Origin of the sequence: Mycolicibacterium llatzerense (assembly GCF_000878195.1) — a bacterium.
Lineage (GTDB): Bacteria > Actinomycetota > Actinomycetes > Mycobacteriales > Mycobacteriaceae > Mycobacterium > Mycobacterium llatzerense.
In genome coordinates this window covers 59,823-76,986 of sequence record NZ_JXST01000019.1, presented here as the reverse complement: position 1 = coordinate 76,986, position 17,164 = coordinate 59,823, and the positions used below count along the sequence as shown (strand labels likewise).

The following is a 17,164-nucleotide window of genomic DNA, read 5'->3' as shown; positions in this document are numbered from 1 at the left end:
AGCATGTCGGTCCTGGCCGTTATCGTGACGAGATGGACGGCACGGACTCGACGGCCGGGCTAGCGCTCGCGCCACACGAGTTGCTTCGTGCGTTCAACGCACAGACGCTGGCGCGCGGCGAGACCTATGCGAACCAGGGGCGCGTCGTCACGGCCAGGTACGCCCCCCTCGACGGGACGCTCACCGGCTCCTGTTTGGGCTCGACATCCGAGTACTACGAGGTCGAAGTGGCGCTGTCCGGTGCCCGCACCAGCCTGGAGATCGAGTACGCGGTCTGCACGTGCCCGGTGGGGCGCTACTGCAAGCATGCCGTTGCCCTGTTGTTGGCGGCGATTCCGCGCGCACCCGACCGGGCGGCCCCGCAACGCTGGCAAGTGGTGCTGGGTTCGCTGCTGGACGAGATGACCGACACCGATACCGACACCACGGGCAATCCGTTGGCCCTGGAGTTCGGGATGCTGCCGGCCGGTCGGTACCACACGACGCCCATCGCGACGCTGCGGCCGTTGACGGTCGGCAAGCGCGGCAACTGGATCAAGACCGGGATCACCTGGCGGCGCCTGTTCGATGCGGCTGACCCGGGCGAGTTCGACCGAGGGCAGTACAGCGCGCTGCGAGCGCTCGTCCTCGGCGTGCCCGGCTACTATCCCTACAGCAGTGATCAATTGGTGCTTTCCGGTGTGGGGCAAAGCTTTTGGGGTGACCTGGACCTGGCGGTGGCGGCGGGCCTCACCCTGCTGCCCGGCGCCGGGATCAGGGCCGTACAGATCGCCAAGGACGTGCAGTTGCGGCTGGACTTCACCGCCTCCGACACCGGTGGCGCGCAGATGTCGGCGGTGCTCGTCGTCGACGGCGAATCGCGGGCGCCCGACGGTGTCGGGCTGGTGGGCACACCCACACCGCATGGCATCCATCAACTGGTGGACGGCATCCTGCATCTCGGGGCCTTCGCGCCGGTGCCGGGTCCCACGCTGCTCAAGCTGATCGCGAACGACGAGAAAGTGCAGATTCCGCCCGAGGCGCTGTCCGACTTCGCGGTGGACATGTTGCCGCGGCTGCGTCGGACCGTCGCCGTCGACATGGTGGAGGGACTGTTCGCGGAGCCGGACGTCGTGGGGCCGATCCCGGTACTGACCATCACCGCCGACGAGATCGATGGCCTCGTGAAGTGGCGGACCCGGTACGAGGTCAACGGGCAGCGTCAGGAGTTCGACGCGGTGGGCGTCACGCGCACGAGCGGTATCCGGGACACCGCCGCCGAGGATGCGATGTGGCGGGCGGTCGCGCCGGCGCTGGAAGCGGTGTCCGGACTGTCCGCAGCGGACGACCCGCTGGCCTCGCTGCTGCTGTCGCGCCGGCTGTCCCTGACCCAGGTCGCGGTGCTGTGCCACGAGGTGCTGCCGCAGCTCGCTGATTACGAACAGCTGATCATCGAAATCGACGAACGGGTCGCGACGTTCCGGCGCTCGGTTGCCGGAGCGCAACTCGGGTTCGGTACCGCGTCCTCCGACGAGGCGCCGGCGCAGGACTGGTTCGATCTGCACATCGCCATCGATGTCGACGGCTACCCGGTGGCGCTGTCTGCCGTCATCGCCGAATTGGCGTTGGGCGCAACACACATGCTGTTGTCGAACGGGGTGTACTTCCGGCTCGACACCCCCGAACTGCTTAAGCTGCGGGCCCTGATCGAAGAAGCCCAGGCGCTGGGAGAGCTCGACGGCGATCGGGTGAACGCGTCGTCCATGAACGCGACGTTGTGGGACGAGCTGTTGGGCCTCGGCGTCGTCGACCGTGAACTCGCGCAGTGGCGGGACAACATGGCCCGACTGGCTGCGGCGCAGCCTCCCGTTCCGGTACCCACGCCTGCCGGACTGCGGGCCGAGCTGCGCGACTACCAGCGCGACGGGCTCAATTGGCTGGCGTTCCTGTGGGACAACGGGATCGGCGGTGTGCTGGGTGACGACATGGGTCTGGGCAAGACGGTCCAGACCCTGGCTCTGATCAGCCGTGCGGTGGAGCAGGGCGCGGGCAAGTTCCTGGTGGTGGCGCCGACCAGTGTGGCCGGCAACTGGGCCGCGGAATGCGCGAAGTTCGCGCCCGGCCTCACCACCGTCGTGGTGTCGAGCACCGAGGCCCGCGGCGCGGTGCCCATCGCCGAGCAGGTCGCCGCGGCCGACATCGTCGTCACGACCTACACACTGCTGCGTATCGACAACGACCGATATCGAGAAATCGCCTGGGCCGGATTGATTCTCGATGAGGCACAGTTCGTCAAGAATCATCACAGCAAGACGCACCAGTGCGCGCGTCGCCTCGACGTGCCGTTCAAGCTGGCCATCACCGGCACCCCGATGGAGAACAATCTGATGGAGCTGTGGTCGCTGCTGTCGATCACGGTGCCCGGTCTGTTCCCCAGCCCCAAGATTTTCGAGCGCTACTTCCGCAAGCCCATCGAGTCCGACGGAGAACCGGGACGCCTGGCGATACTGCGGCAGCGGATCAAGCCAGTGTTGTTGCGCCGCACCAAGGATCAGGTGGTCAAGGAGCTGCCGCCCAAGCAGGAACAGGTGCTGGCCATCGAACTATCGGCCAAGCACCGGAAGATCTATGACACCCGGCTGGCGCGGGAGCGACAGAAGGTGCTCGGGCTGCTGGGGGAGTGGGAGAAGAACCGCTTCCAGATATTCCGGTCGCTCACCCTGCTGCGCCAGCTCAGCCTGCATCCCGGTTTGGTCGATCCCGACGCGATGGAGGCCGGTTCCACCAAGGTCGAGTTCCTCATCGAACAACTGGACCAGCTCGTCGCCGAGGACCACAGCGCGCTGGTGTTCAGCCAGTTCACCGGATTTCTGGCGGTGCTGCGCGACCGCCTGGATGCCGCCGGCATCGCGTACAGCTACCTGGACGGGTCGGTGGACGCGCGCAGGCGGGCGGAGGCCATCGACGACTTCAGCTCAGGCCGGACGCAGGTGTTCCTGATCAGCCTCAAGGCCGGCGGCTTCGGGCTGAACCTCACGGCCGCCGACTACTGCTTCCTGTGCGACCCGTGGTGGAGCCCGGCGGCCGAAGCGCAGGCCGTCGACCGCGCGCACCGCATCGGCCAGCAGCGCCCGGTGAACGTCTATCGGCTGGTGTCCGAGAACACCATCGAGGAGAAGGTGATCGCGCTGCAGGAGCGCAAACGTGCCCTGTTCGCGGCGGTTATCGACGACGGCGACATGTTCGGCACCGCCATCACCGCCTCCGACATTCGCGAACTGCTGGGCTGAGGGAGACTGAACCGCATGCGGCTTTCGTTGACCGGTCAGGATTGGGGGCGACTGGCGGCGATGTTCGGCGTCATCGCCGCATTGCACGTCATCGGCTGGGGGACCCTCATCCTGGTCGTCGTGCCGGAGCATCAAACCGTCGGCGGGACGGCGCTCGGCATCGGGATCGGCCTCACCGCCTACACCCTGGGATTGCGGCACGCGTTCGACGCCGACCACATCGCCGCCATCGACAACACCACCCGAAAGCTCATGGCCGACAGCGCCGTCGCCGGGCACGGGCGCGGCAGCAACCGGCCGCTGAGCGTGGGATTCTTCTTCTCCCTTGGGCATTCGACCATCGTGTTCGGCCTGGCCCTGCTGCTGTCGCTGGGCGTCACGTCGCTCGTCGGCCCACTGCAGGACGATTCGTCGATGCTGCACCGCTACACCGGGCTGATCGGTGCCGGCGTCTCGGGTTTCTTCCTGTACTTGATCGCCGCCATCAATGTCGTTGTGCTGGTCGGGATTCTGCAGGTCTTCATGCGGATGCGCCGCGGCGAGTACGACGAGGCCGCACTCGAACATCAACTCAACAACCGCGGCTTCATGAACCGCATCCTGCGCCGGTTCACCCGCACCATCAGCAAGTCCTGGCAGATGTATCCGCTCGGCGCGCTCTTCGGCCTCGGCTTCGACACCGCGACCGAGGTGGCGCTGCTGGTGCTGGCCGGGACCGGCGCCTCGGCTGGATTGCCGTGGTACGCAATCCTTTGTCTGCCGGTGCTCTTCGCGGCCGGGATGAGCCTGCTGGACACCATCGACGGCGCGTTCATGAACGTCGCGTACGGGTGGGCGCTGGCCCGGCCGGTGCGCAAGGTCTACTACAACATCACCATCACCGGACTGTCCGTCATGGTGGCCCTGGTGATCGGCACCATCGAGCTGCTCGGCCTGCTGGCCGAGGAGTTCGGCTGGTCCGGCGGCATCTGGGACTGGATCGGCGGAATCGACCTGAACACCGTCGGATTCGCGATCGTCGGACTGTTCGTCGTCACCTGGGTGGTGGCGCTGCTGGTGTGGCGGTGGGGCCGCATCGAGGAGAAGTGGACGGCCCGGCTCAGCCCGGCCGACGGCTAAACCAGCCCCAGCAGCGCGTTTTCGATGACCTCGGACAGTGCCGGATGAATCCAGTACTGGCCGCGGGCCACGTCCTGCGCCGTCTGCCCGAACGACATGGCCTGGATCAGCGGCTGAATCAGGGACGAGGCCTGATAGCCCATGAGGTGTGCGCCCAGAATCTTGCCGGTGCCGCGCTCGCCGATGAGTTTGACCACGCCGGTGGTGTCTTCCATGGCCCAGCCGTAGGCGGTGTCGCCGTAGTCCTGCAGCTTGACCACCACATCGAAACCGGCTGCCCGCGCCTCGGCTTCGTTCAGGCCGACCATCGCGACCTGTGGATCGGTGAATACCGCGGCGGGGATGAACCGGTGGTCGCTGGCGACCAGCTCGCTGTCCCAGTCGCGTAGCAGGTTTTCTTTCACGGTGCGGGCCTCATGGTTGGCCACGTGCTTGAGCTGATGGTGCGACGACACGTCACCGAGGGCGTAAATCCCACGCGCCGTGGTGCGTTGGTACTCGTCGACCACGACGTAGCCGTCGTCGTCCAGCTCCACGCCGGCCAAGTGCACATCGAGCAGGTCGCCGTTCGGCACCCGGCCCGTCGCGACCAACAGGGCGTCGGCCGTCAGCGTCTCGCCGTCGTCGAACTCCAGCACGACGACGTCGCCGTCCTGGCGGGCGCCGACCACGTTCTCATGGGTGCGCAGGTCCCATTTCTTCGCGACGACGGCGCCGAAGCGCCGGCAGATCTCCTCGTCGCAGCGCTTGAGCAGCCGGTCGCCGCGCAGCACGATGGTCACTTTCGACCCGAGCGCCGAGAACACGTGCGCGAACTCCACGGAGATGAAGCCGCCGCCGATGATCACGAGATGTTCGGGCAGCGACGGGATTCGCATGATGTCGTCGCTGGTGAAGTACGGGGCGCCGGAGTCGGCGATGGCCGGAGGAATCGAACTGCGCGAGCCCGCGGCGATGACCACCCGGTCGGAGGTGAACTCGTCGCCGGCGGCGGTCCGCAGCGTGTACCGGCCGTCGGGCAGGGTCGGGCCGAAGCGGGTGTGGCTGCCGTACACCGTGATGTTCGGCAGGCTGCGGCGATAGTCCTCGCCGCCCGACGCGATCGGATCGATCCGGCCGAAGACGCGCTTGACGATGTCGGGCCAGCGCACTCCGTCGATGTGGGAGTCGACGCCGTAAGTGGCGCTGTGCCGGATGGTCTGGGCCACGTCGGCGGCGTAGACGAACATCTTGGTGGGGATGCACCCGACGTTCAGGCAGGTGCCGCCGAAGGTGCCCTGTTCGCAGATCGCGACCTTGAGGTCGTCGTACCGCTCGTCGAGAACGCTGTTGCCCGAGCCGGTTCCGATGATGGTCAGGTCGTAATGCTGCATGACGTCAGGCCTGTTCATGTTGCGTGGTGGGGGAGACCGACCGGTTGAGGTACCAGTCCAGCCAGTGATTCAACTCGTCGAACGCCACGGCCCGCGGCGTCGGCAGCGACAGGAACACATCGTGTTTGGCGTCGGTGACCGGGACGATGGTGCTGCGGTTGCCGACGCAGCCGGCCCACCGGGCGATCTGCTCGACGTCGAGCACCGCGTCACCGCGGTCCATCCCGGTGGCGGTGGTGGTCTCGGCCACCGTGTGGTCGGACCGCAGGATCAGGTTCGGCACCCCGACGTCGAGCCCGCGATGCAGCCGCAGCTGCCCCCGGCGGATGGCGTTGATCCAGCCGATGGTGACCGGGAAGCCGCCCAACGGTTTCCAGTCCAGGTTGTAGTCGAATTCCCCACCGTGATCGCGGTGCAGGCTCGTGCCGTAGCCGCCCTCGGTCGGCTGGCGGATCACCGCGAGCTTCCGGAACCGGGCCATCGCCGTCAGCGCAGCCGACACCGCCGCCGAGCGCAGCGCCGCCGGCCCGTGCAGATCGAAAAACGGGCTGTTGAGAATGAGGCCGGTGACATGGTGGGACGCCAGCGCGCCGGCGCTGCGCAGTTGGTCGGCGAACAACGTCGCGATCAGCCCGCCCGCGGAGTGGCCGTACAGGCACACCCGGGCGCCGGCCGTGTCCGCGGCGATGAGCTGCAGGGCTCGCCGCAGCTCGTCGTAGTACGACGCCAGGTGCGTGGTGAAGTGCGGGGTCTGCCCGGGGCGCCGCGACCGTCCGCATTTGTGCAGGTCTATCGCGTAGAACGCGATTCCGCGTGCGGCGAAATGGTCGGCGAGCTCGGTGTGGAAGAAGTAGTCGGTATAGCCATGAATGACCAAGACCGCGTGCGCGATCCGCCCGGGCTGCCCGCGCCGCACGACGGTGGCGACCAGGTCACCCTCTCCGTCGGGGTCGGGACCCAGTGCGATGGTCTGCTGCCAGTACCCGGGCAGCACGTCCGGCTGCCACTCGGGTTGTCCCTGTGGCTCCTGCGGCGTCACATCCTCAACCCTAACTGCGACCAACATCATGGTCGATGGGAGGAGATACCGCGTCAGCGGCGAACTCGGTCGCGATAACCTTGAGCACCGAGCATCCGCCAATACCGGCGGGTAACCCGAGTGCGAAGGACGAGCGATCACGTGTCGAATGCAAACGTAGCTGGGAGCACACAGACCGACGTCGTCCTCGTGGGCGCGGGAATCATGAGCGCCACCCTCGGTGCCTTGATCCGGCTGCTGGAGCCGGAGTGGTCCATCACCATGATCGAGCGTCTCGACGGCGCCGCCGCCGAGAGCAGCGACCCGTGGAACAACGCCGGCACCGGCCACTCGGCGCTGTGTGAGCTCAACTACACGCCGCAGAACGCCGACGGCACCATCGACATCACCAAGGCCGTCCACGTCAACGAGCAGTTCCAGGTGACCCGGCAGTTCTGGGCGTACGCCGTGGAGAACGGGGTGCTGCCGGACGTCAAGAGCTTCCTGAACCCCATCCCGCATGTCAGCTTCGTGCACGGTGCCGACAGCCTCGATTACCTGCGTCAGCGTCGCGAGACGCTGGTCACCAACCCGCTGTTCTCCACCATGGAGTACATCGACGACAAGGACGAGTTCGCCCGTCGGCTGCCGTTCATGGCCGAGCAGCGTGACTTCGCCGAGCCGGTCGCACTGAACTGGACCACCGACGGCACCGACGTCGACTTCGGTTCGCTGTCCAAGCAGCTCATCGGGTTCGCCGCACAGCGGGGCATGACCACGATGTTCGGGCACGAGGTGACCAACCTCAGCAAGCAGTCCGACGGCAGCTGGAAGCTCAACGTGGTCAACCGGCGCAGCGGCGACCGGCAGAAGATCAACGCCAAGTTCGTGTTCCTCGGCGCCGGTGGCGGTGCGCTGCACCTGCTGCAGAAGGCCGGCATCCCGGAGGCCAAGGGCTTCGGCGGGTTCCCGGTCGGCGGCGCCTTCCTGCGTACCGACAACCAGGACCTGACGGTGGCGCACCAGGCCAAGGTGTACGGCCAGGCGTCGGTCGGTGCCCCGCCGATGTCGGTGCCGCACTTGGACACTCGCATCATCAACGGCCAGTCGTGGCTGCTGTTCGGTCCGTTCGCCGGCTGGTCGCCGAAGTTCCTCAAGCAGGGCTCGATCACCGATCTGCCGCTGTCGGTCAAGCCCAACAACCTCGCGTCGATGCTCGGCGTCGGCGTCACCGAACTGGGCCTGGTGAAGTACCTGGTCGAGCAGCTGACCCTCAGCGAGGGTGAGCGGGTGGATTCGCTGCGTGAATTCGCCCCCAGCGCAGTCGATTCCGACTGGGAGCTGGACGTCGCGGGCCAGCGCGTGCAGGTGATCCGCCGCAAGGGCATCGGTGGCGTGCTGGAGTTCGGCACCACGGTCCTGACCGCGGAGGACGGGCGCATCGCCGGTCTGCTCGGTGCGTCGCCGGGTGCCTCCACGGCGGTGCCGGCCATGATCGAGGTGCTGGAGCGTTGCTTCGGTGACCGCTACCAGGCCTGGCTGCCCAAGCTCAAGGAGATGGTGCCCTCGTTGGGCGTCGACCTGTCCGGTGAACCCAAGCTGTACCGCGAGGTGTGGGACTGGGGAACCAAGGCACTCAAACTCGACCAGCCGGCCTGATCCGCAGGTGGTCGCGTGAGCGTCGCGCCGAGGCGCAGCTGGGCCAAGGATCTCGATGCCGCAACGCTTTACGAGCTACTGAAGTTGCGGGTCGAGGTCTTCGTGGTGGAGCAGGCCTGCCCGTACCCCGAACTCGACGGCCGCGACCTGCTGGCCGAGACCCGGCACTTCTGGCTGGAAAGCCCTGACGGGCAGGTCATTTCGACACTGCGCCTGATGGAAGAGCATCCCGGCGGGGAGAAGGTGTTCCGGATCGGCCGGGTGTGTACGAAACGCACCGCCCGCGGTCAGGGGCACACCACCCGGCTGATGCAGGCGGCCCTCGCCGAGGTTGGCAGCTACCCCTGCCGAATCGACGCCCAGACCTATCTCGAGGAGATGTACACCCGGCTCGGATTCGTCCGCGACGGTGAGGAATTCCTCGAAGACGGTATTCCCCATGTGCCGATGGTCCGGCACGGATCGGAGAGTCGGTGAGTGCCGTGACGGCGCCGTACCCGTTCAGTGCCCTCGTCGGGCAGGACCGGCTGCGGCTCGCGCTGGTGTTGTGCGCCGTGCGCCCCGACATCGGCGGTGTGCTGATCCGCGGCGAGAAGGGCACGGCCAAATCGACGGCGGTGCGCGGTCTCGCCGAGGTGCTGGCGGCCGTCGATGCCGATGCTCGCCTGGTCGAGTTGCCTATCGGTGCAACTGAGGACCGCGTGGTCGGCTCGATCGATCTGCAGAAGGTGTTGCGCGACGGCGAACATGCCTTCTCGCCGGGCCTGCTGGCCCGCGCGCACGGCGGCGTCCTCTACGTCGATGAGGTGAACCTGCTGCACGACCATCTGGTCGACGTGCTGCTCGATGCCGCCGCCATGGGCCGGGTCCACATCGAGCGCGACGGTGTTTCGCATTCGCACGAGGCCCGATTCATGTTGGTGGGCACCATGAATCCGGAAGAGGGCGAGCTGCGTCCGCAGCTGCTCGACCGGTTCGGCTTGACCGTCGACGTCTACGCCTCCCGGGACGTCGACGTCCGGGTCGAGGTGATCCGACGCCGGATGTCCTATGAAGCGGACCCTGCTGGGTTCAGCGAGCGGTACGCCGCCGACGATGTCGAGCTGGCCGGCCGGATCGCCAAGGCCCGTGCCGCGGTGGCCGCAGTGTTGTTGCCCGACAACGAGTTGCGCCGGATCGCGGCCTTGTGTGCGGCGTTCGACGTCGACGGCATGCGCGCCGATCTGGTGGTGGCCCGCGCGGCCGTCGCACATGCCGCGTGGCGCGGTGCCGCCGAGGTGACCGAGGAAGACATCCGGGTCGCGGCCGAACTCGCACTGCCACACCGGCGCCGGCGCGATCCGTTCGACGACCCGGGCCTGGACCCGCAGCAGCTCGACGACGCGATGGCCCAGGCCGATGCACAGGCGCAGACCGAACCCGAGCCCGATCCCGATCCGCCAGGTGGCGGGGTCTCCGCGGAGGGCTCGGAAGAGGCTGCACCGCAAGGAAACTCGGCCGGACCCGGCAGCGCGTCGCGGCCCAGCGCCCCGCCGTCGGCGACGTTCCGGACCCGGGCGCTCGTCGTACCCGGCGTCGGGGAGGGCGCCCCGGGCCGACGGTCGCGGGCCCGCAACCGCACGGGCACCCCGATCTCGGCCACCGACGATGCCCAGGCCGGGCACGGTGTGCACGTCTTCGGCACCCTGCTGGCCGCGGCGGACCGTCGTCCGCAGCCGGGCCGCCTGCAGGTGGCGCCGACCGACGTCCGGCACGCGATCCGCGAAGGGCGCGAAGGCAATCTGGTGATCTTCGTGGTCGACGCCTCAGGCTCGATGGCGGCACGGGACCGCATGTCAGCGGTCAGTGGAGCGACGCTGTCGCTGCTGCGCGACGCCTACCAACGCCGCGACAAGGTCGCCGTCGTCACCTTCCGGGGGGCCGAGGCGGCGCTGCTGCTGCCGCCCACCTCGTCGGTGCACATCGCCAGCCGGCGCCTGGCACGTTTCGACACCGGCGGGAAAACCCCACTGGCCCAAGGGCTGCTGGCCGCGCGCGACGTGGTGTTGCGGGAGAAGACCCGCGATCGTGCCCGTCGGCCGTTGGTGGTCGTGCTGACGGACGGCCGGGCGACGGGCGGACCAGATCCGCTGGGCCGGACCCGGACCGCTGCCGGACTCCTGGTCGCGGAGGGGGCGGCCGCCGTGGTCGTCGATTGCGAAACCTCTTATATTCGACTGGGATTGGCGCAGCAGCTGGCCGGTCAACTGGGTGCGCCCGCTGTGCAACTGGAGCAGTTGCGCGCCGACAGCCTGGCCCGAGTGGTCCGGGCCGGGCAAGCCGCGGCGTAAGAAATTCGGCAGGAAGAAACGCTATGCCACAAGGACAACCGTCGGCCGTCCCCAACGACGGGCTGACCACCAAAGCGCGCCGCAACGCGCCGATCCTGGCGGTGCACACCGGCCCGGGTAAGGGGAAGTCCACCGCGGCCTTCGGCATGGCGCTGCGCGCCTGGAACCAGGGCTTCGACGTCGCGGTGTTCCAGTTCGTCAAGAGCGCCAAGTGGAAGGTCGGGGAGGAAGCGGCGTTCCAGGCGCTCGGCCGGCTGCACGACGAGCAGGGCGTCGGGGGAGCGGTGCAGTGGCACAAGATGGGCTCGGGCTGGTCGTGGACCCGCCGGCAGGGTTCCGACGAGGACCACGCCGCCGCGGCCGTCGAAGGCTGGGCCGAGATCTCACGCCGGCTGGCCGCAGAGCAGCACGACTTCTACGTTCTCGACGAGTTCACCTACCCGCTCAAGTGGGGCTGGCTGGACATCGACGAGGTGGTGTCGACGCTGACGTCCCGCCCCGGCACCCAGCATGTGGTGATCACCGGCCGCGACGCCCCGCCGCAGCTCCTCGACGCCGCCGACCTGGTGACCGAGATGACCAAGGTCAAGCACCCGATGGACGCCGGCCGCAAGGGCCAGCGCGGCATCGAGTGGTGACCATTCCCGCGAGCAGACACAAACCTGTCGTTTTTCGTCCGAAAACGACAGCTTTACGTCTGTTCGCGAGGAAAAAGTGACTACCTCTCCCACGCCGGCTGTCGTTGTTGCGGCGCCTGCGTCGGGCAGCGGCAAGACGACCGTGGCCACCGGACTGATGGGTGCGCTGCGCCGCGGCGGGCATCGGGTCAGCGCGGCCAAGGTCGGACCGGACTTCATCGACCCCGGCTACCACGCGCTGGCCACCGGCCGGCCCGGCCGCAACCTGGACCCGGTCCTCGTCGGTGACGACCTGATCGGACCGCTCTACCGGCACGGCAGCGCGGGCGCCGACATCGCCGTCATCGAGGGCGTCATGGGCCTGTTCGACGGGCGCATCACCGATCAGCCGATGTCTCCGGCGCCGGGATCAACGGCACACGTTGCCGGTCTGCTCGGGGCGCCGGTGGTGCTGGTGGTCGACGCGCGCGGCCAGAGCCAGAGCATTGCCGCTCTGCTGCACGGCTTTTCGACGTTCGACCGGGCGGTACGGATCGCCGGGGTGATCCTCAACAAGGTGGGATCGCCGCGGCATGAACAGGTCCTGCGCCAGGCCTGCGAGCAAGCGGGTGTCCCGGTGTTCGGCGCGATCCCGCGGGACAGCGGACTGGAGATTCCATCCCGGCACCTCGGGCTGGTCACCGCTGTCGAGCATGGTCGCCGGGCGCACGAGGCCGTCGACGTCATGACCGAACTCGTCGTCCGCCACGTCGATATAGAAGCCATCGTGCGGTGCGCGGGCATCGGGGCGTTGGAGCCGGTGTGGGCCCCTGAACTGGAGCCGACATCGAGCGCCACCGCGGCTGTGACAGTAGCTGTGGCCGCGGGCAAGGCCTTCAGCTTCGGGTACGCCGAGCACGTCGAGCTGCTCGGCATGGCCGGTGCCGAGGTCGCGGCCTTCGACCCGCTGACCGACCCGCTGCCGGACGGGACCCGGGCGCTCGTCATCCCCGGCGGTTTCCCCGAGCAGTTCACCGCCGAATTGTCGGCCAATGCCGTTGTCCGGGAACAGATTGCCGCGCTGGCCGCGACGGGCGCACCGGTCCACGCCGAGTGCGCCGGACTGACCTACCTGGTCGACGACCTCGACGGGCACCCCATGTGTGGCGTGCTGCCCGGCTCGGCGCGCTTCACCGAGCGGCTCACCCTGGGCTACCGGGACGCCGTCGCGATGGTGGACTCCAGCATGCACGCGGCGGGCGAGCGCGTCACCGGCCATGAATTTCACCGCACCACAGTCGAATTCACCGACGAGCAGCCGCCGGCCTGGATTTTCCGGGGTGCCGGGCAGGCCACCGTGCACGACGGGGCCGTCCGCGGCGGCGTCCACGCCGGCTACCTGCACACCCATCCGGCCGCGCACCCGCACTCGGTGCGTCGGTTCGTATCCGCGGCAACTAAACTCGCCGAGTGACTCAGAACGCCTACCTCGTCGGCCTGCGCCTCACCGGTAAGAAGGTCGTGGTCGTGGGCGCCGGCAGCGTCGCCCAGCGTCGCCTGCCGCTGCTGATCTCCAGTGGCGCCGACGTGCACGTCGTCGCGCCCGTCGCCACCCCGGTGGTCGAAGCGCTGGTCGACAACCCCGACGGCACCGGCATCACCCTCACGTCGCGGGAATTCCAGAACGACGACCTCGACGGCGCCTGGTACGTGCTCGCCGCGACCGACGACGAGGCCGTCAACGCCGCGGTGGCCGACGAGGCCGACCGGCGCCACATCTTCTGCGTCCGCGCCGACGCCGGCCTGGAAGGCTCGGCGGTGACCCCGGCGTCCTTCGAGTACGACGGCCTGACGGTCGGCGTGCTGGCCGGCGGCGAACACCGGCGCTCGGCGACGCTGCGCACCGCGATCCGCGAGGCCCTGCAGCGCGGCGCCATCGGCGACGCCACCGAACCCGACAGCTACAGCGGAGTGGCACTGGTCGGCGGTGGGCCGGGGGACCCTGAGCTGATCACCGTCCGTGGCCGCCGGCTGCTGGCGCACGCCGACGTGGTGGTCGCCGACCGGCTGGCCCCGCAGGAGCTGCTCGCCGAACTCGGCCCGCACGTCGAGGTGATCGACGCCGCCAAGATTCCCTACGGCCGGGCGATGGCCCAGGACGCCATCAACGCCGTCCTGATTGACCGCGCCCGGGAAGGCAAGTTCGTGGTCCGGCTCAAGGGCGGCGATCCGTTCGTCTTCGCGCGCGGTTATGAAGAGGTGCTGGCATGCGCCGATGCGGGCATTCCGGTGACCGTCGTACCCGGTGTGACCAGTGCCATAGCGGTTCCGGCACTGGCCGGAGTTCCGGTCACCCACCGGGCCGTGACGCACGAATTCGTGGTGGTCAGCGGCCATCTCGCGCCGGGACACCCGGAATCGTTAGTGAATTGGGACGCACTGGCCGCGATGCGCGGCACCATCGTGCTGCTGATGGCCGTCGAGCGGATCGAACTTTTCGCCAAGGTGCTGTTGCAAGGCGGCCGACCTGCGGAAACACCGGTCCTGGTGGTCCAGCACGGGACGACGGCGGCACAGCAGACGTTGCAGACCACGCTTGCCGACGCGCCGGAAGACATCCGTTCGGAGGGCATCCGACCTCCCGCAATCATCGTGATCGGGGACGTCGCGGCGTTCGCAGGGTTAAAGAAATCTTAAGATTACTGTAAGGTAGCTTTTCATGACGGCTCTCAACGACGCTGAGCGAACCGCCATGGCAAACAGCCGCCGGGAACCGCTCTCCATGCACGTGGGACAAACCGAGGACGAGCGAAAGAGCTGGTATCCAGCTTGGCTGCCGTCGCCCCGCTTCCTTTCCGCAGTCATTGCCATCGGTGGCATGCAGCTGCTCGCCACGATGGACAGCACTGTCGCCATCGTTGCCCTTCCTAAGATTCAGGACGAGCTCGGCCTCTCCGACGCCGGCCGCAGCTGGGTGATCACCGCGTATGTGCTGACCTTCGGTGGTCTGATGCTGCTCGGTGGGCGCCTCGGTGACACCATCGGCCGCAAGCGCACCTTCATCGTCGGTGTCGCGCTCTTCACCATCGCTTCCATCCTGTGCGGCGTCGCCTGGGACGAGACCACCCTGGTCACCGCCCGGCTGCTGCAGGGTGTCGGTTCGGCCATCGCGTCGCCGACAGGCCTGGCGCTCGTCGCCACCACCTTCCCGAAGGGCCCGGCCCGTAACGCCGCGACCGCGATCTTCGCGGCCATGACCGGCGTCGGCTCGGTGATGGGCCTCGTGGTCGGCGGTGCCCTCACCGTCTTCTCCTGGCGCTACGCATTCCTGGTGAACGTGCCGATCGGCATCATCATGATCTACCTGGCGCGCACCACCCTGACCGAGACCAACCGCGAGCGCATGAAGCTCGATGCGGCCGGCGCCATCCTGGCGACCCTGGCCTGCACCGCGGCGGTGTTCGGCTTCTCGATGGGCCCGGAGAAGGGCTGGATGTCCCCGCTGACGCTGGGCTCCGGTGCCGCGGCTGCCGTGCTGTTCCTGGCGTTCCTGTTCGTCGAGCGCACCGCCGAGCACCCGGTCGTTCCGTTCAACCTGTTCCGGGACCGCAACCGCGTGGCGACCTTCGCGGCCGTCTTCCTGGCCGGTGGCGTGATGTTCACGCTGACCGTGCTGATCGGCCTGTACGTGCAGGACATCATGGGCTACAGCGCGCTGAAGGCGGGCATCGGCTTCATCCCGTTCGTCATCGCCCTCGGCGTCGGGCTGGGTCTGTCCTCGCAGCTGGTGGCGATGTTCTCGCCGCGAGTGCTGGTGATCGCCGGTGGCGTCATGGTGCTCGCCGCGATGATCTACGGCTCCACCCTCAACGGCGGCATCCCGTACTTCCCGAACCTGGTCATCCCGATCACCGTCGGTGGTTTCGGTATCGGCATGATCGTGGTGCCGCTGACCGTCTCGGCCATCGCCGGCGTGGCGCTCAGCGACATCGGCCCGCTCTCGGCCATCGCGCTGATGCTGCAGAACCTCGGTGGCCCGGTGGTGCTGGCCATCATCCAGGCCGTCATCACCTCACGCACCCTGTACCTGGGCGGGACCACCGGTCCGGTCGCCAAGATGAATGAGGCGCAGCACACCGCCCTCGACCACGGGTACACCTACGGCCTGCTCTGGGTCGCCGCGGTGGCAGTGATCGTCGGTGTGGTGGCGCTGTTCATCACCTACACCGCCGACGAAGTCGCGGCGGCGCAGGACACCAAGGAAGCGCTGGACGCGGGAGAGCTTTAAGCCCGCGCAGTTTCTTCCTGGAGAATATCGGCGTGCCTTCGTTCGTCACCCATGCGTCGCTGACGCATGGGTGGCTGCCTTTCACCATCCAGCTGCTGACTTTCGCGGCACTGTGCTGCGCGGTCGGGCGACGGTCTCCGCAATGGCGTGTCAGGCGGCTGCCTGTGGCCTTGGCCGTCGGCGTCGCGTCCGCCGGCGCCCTGTACTGGTACATCACCTCGCTCGGTATCGCCGGTGACCCGGCGCCGGTGGGGCTGTGGATCTGGACGGCGCTCGGCGGGTTCGCCGCCACGGTCCTGATCCTCGGCTGGCGCGGGTCCCACTGGCGGCGCCGCGGAATGGCCGTGGTGGCCGTGCCGCTGTGCGCGGTCTGCGCGCTGCTGATGCTGAATCTGTGGGTCGGCTACTTCCCGACGGCGTACGTGGCGTGGCACAAGTTCACCGTCGGCAAGGTGCCCGACGAGGTCGACCGCTGGACGGTGACGGCCATGCAGCTCAAGGGCATCCGGCCGCCGCGTGGGGTGGTGGTGCCGGTCTCGACGAGCTCGCAAGAATCGAATTTCACGCACCGCGCCGAACTCGTCTACCTGCCGCCCGCGTGGTTCGCCAGCAATCCGCCTCCGCCGCTGCCGACGGTCATGATGATCGGCTCGCAGCTGAACACCCCGGCGGATTGGATCTGGGCGGGCAACGCCAAGGCGACGATCGACAGCTACGCGGCGGCGCACGGCGGTGAGGCGCCGGTGTTCGTCTTCGCCGACGCCACCGGTTCGTTCAACAACGACACCGAATGCGTCAACGGCAGCCACGGCAACTCGTCGGTCCACCTGACCAAAGAGGTGGTGCCCTACCTGATCTCGAACTTCGGCGTCAGCCCCAAGCCTGAGAACTGGGGCATCGTCGGCTGGTCGATGGGCGGCACCTGCGCGGTGCAGCTGACCACGCGCCATCCCAACCTTTTCAGCGCGTTCGTCGACATCGCCGGCGATCTGAGCCCGAACATCGGCACCAAGGACCAGACCATCGCGCGGCTCTATGGCGGTGACGCAGCCAAATGGGCTGAGTTCGATCCGAGCACCGTGATGCGACAGTACGGCCGCTACCACGGCATCTCCGGCCTGTTCGAGATCCCTGGCACCGCCGCCGCGTGCAATGCACCCGGCCCCGGCGTCCCGCGTGATGCCCGCGCGAACCCGGAGGGCCAGGACATCGCCGCGGGTACTCTCTGCGAGATTGCCCAGCAGCACGGGATCAACGCCGAGGTCCGGGCACTCCTCGGTCTGCACGACTGGGGCTTCGCCAACGAGTCATTCGCTGATTCGCTGCCGTGGATCGCGGGGAAGATCGGGACGCCGAAGGCTGAGAGTGCGCCCGGCACGCCGACGAGGCCCGGCACCCCGGGCCCGACGACTGCGGCCGGCCCGCACGCCGCTCCGACGCTCTAGCCGGTCGTCATCGTCGCCCGGTGGTCGGGGCTCCAGGTTCCGCTGC

The 17,164-nt window shown here is 68.1% G+C and carries 12 protein-coding genes; 10 read left to right on the top strand and 2 right to left on the bottom strand.

From position 1 onward, the window contains the following. Positions 1-32: 32 nt before the first annotated feature. Both TL10_RS14855 and nicT read left to right on the top strand, forming a co-directional pair. Positions 33-3,269 carry a DEAD/DEAH box helicase gene (locus tag TL10_RS14855; RefSeq protein WP_043986183.1) on the top strand — a complete coding sequence of 1,079 codons (3,237 nt, stop codon included), beginning with the start codon at positions 33-35 and terminating at the stop codon, positions 3,267-3,269. 15 nt (positions 3,270-3,284) lie between these two features. Continuing rightward, a complete protein-coding gene (nicT, locus tag TL10_RS14850; RefSeq protein ID WP_043986182.1) occupies positions 3,285-4,388 on the top strand; it encodes a Nickel transporter NicT in 1,104 nt (367 codons plus the stop codon). Here nicT and mtr read toward each other — a convergent pair. Together mtr and TL10_RS14840 are read right to left on the bottom strand one after the other, a co-directional pair. Beyond that, on the bottom strand, positions 4,385-5,761 hold the full coding sequence (mtr, locus tag TL10_RS14845; protein ID WP_043986216.1) for a mycothione reductase: 1,377 nt from the start codon (positions 5,759-5,761) through the stop codon (positions 4,385-4,387). The genes nicT and mtr overlap by 4 nt on opposite strands. A gap of 4 nt (positions 5,762-5,765) precedes the next feature. After that, positions 5,766-6,827 carry an alpha/beta hydrolase gene (locus TL10_RS14840; protein WP_043986215.1) on the bottom strand — a complete coding sequence of 354 codons (1,062 nt, stop codon included), beginning with the start codon at positions 6,825-6,827 and terminating at the stop codon, positions 5,766-5,768. Positions 6,828-6,941: 114 nt separating this feature from the next. On the opposite strand from TL10_RS14840, the gene mqo reads away from it, so the two are divergent. The 8 genes from mqo (at position 6,942) to TL10_RS14800 (ending at position 17,118) form a co-directional block, all read left to right on the top strand. Next, entirely contained in the window at positions 6,942-8,438 is a 1,497-nt protein-coding gene (gene mqo / locus TL10_RS14835) for a malate dehydrogenase (quinone) (protein ID WP_043393696.1), read from the top strand. A 15-nt stretch (positions 8,439-8,453) separates the two neighbouring features. Continuing rightward, entirely contained in the window at positions 8,454-8,915 is a 462-nt protein-coding gene (locus TL10_RS14830; protein ID WP_043393698.1) for a GNAT family N-acetyltransferase, read from the top strand. A gap of 5 nt (positions 8,916-8,920) precedes the next feature. Then, complete coding sequence (locus TL10_RS14825) at positions 8,921-10,768, top strand: magnesium chelatase subunit D family protein (RefSeq protein WP_110789092.1); 1,848 nt, start codon at positions 8,921-8,923, stop codon at positions 10,766-10,768. A 23-nt stretch (positions 10,769-10,791) separates the two neighbouring features. Then, positions 10,792-11,406 carry a cob(I)yrinic acid a,c-diamide adenosyltransferase gene (gene cobO / locus TL10_RS14820; RefSeq protein WP_043986179.1) on the top strand — a complete coding sequence of 205 codons (615 nt, stop codon included), beginning with the start codon at positions 10,792-10,794 and terminating at the stop codon, positions 11,404-11,406. Between the two features lie 76 nt (positions 11,407-11,482). Next, a complete protein-coding gene (locus TL10_RS14815) occupies positions 11,483-12,859 on the top strand; it encodes a cobyrinic acid a,c-diamide synthase CobB (RefSeq protein ID WP_043986178.1) in 1,377 nt (458 codons plus the stop codon). After that, positions 12,856-14,082 (top strand): uroporphyrinogen-III C-methyltransferase, encoded by a 1,227-nt coding sequence (cobA, locus tag TL10_RS14810; RefSeq protein ID WP_043393707.1) that lies wholly within the window; start codon positions 12,856-12,858, stop codon positions 14,080-14,082. Before TL10_RS14815 ends, cobA begins: the two co-directional genes overlap by 4 nt. A gap of 55 nt (positions 14,083-14,137) precedes the next feature. Next, positions 14,138-15,673 (top strand): MFS transporter, encoded by a 1,536-nt coding sequence (locus TL10_RS14805; protein WP_043986214.1) that lies wholly within the window; start codon positions 14,138-14,140, stop codon positions 15,671-15,673. Positions 15,674-15,705: 32 nt separating this feature from the next. Beyond that, entirely contained in the window at positions 15,706-17,118 is a 1,413-nt protein-coding gene (locus TL10_RS14800) for an alpha/beta hydrolase (protein ID WP_043986177.1), read from the top strand. Positions 17,119-17,164: the final 46 nt, after the last annotated feature.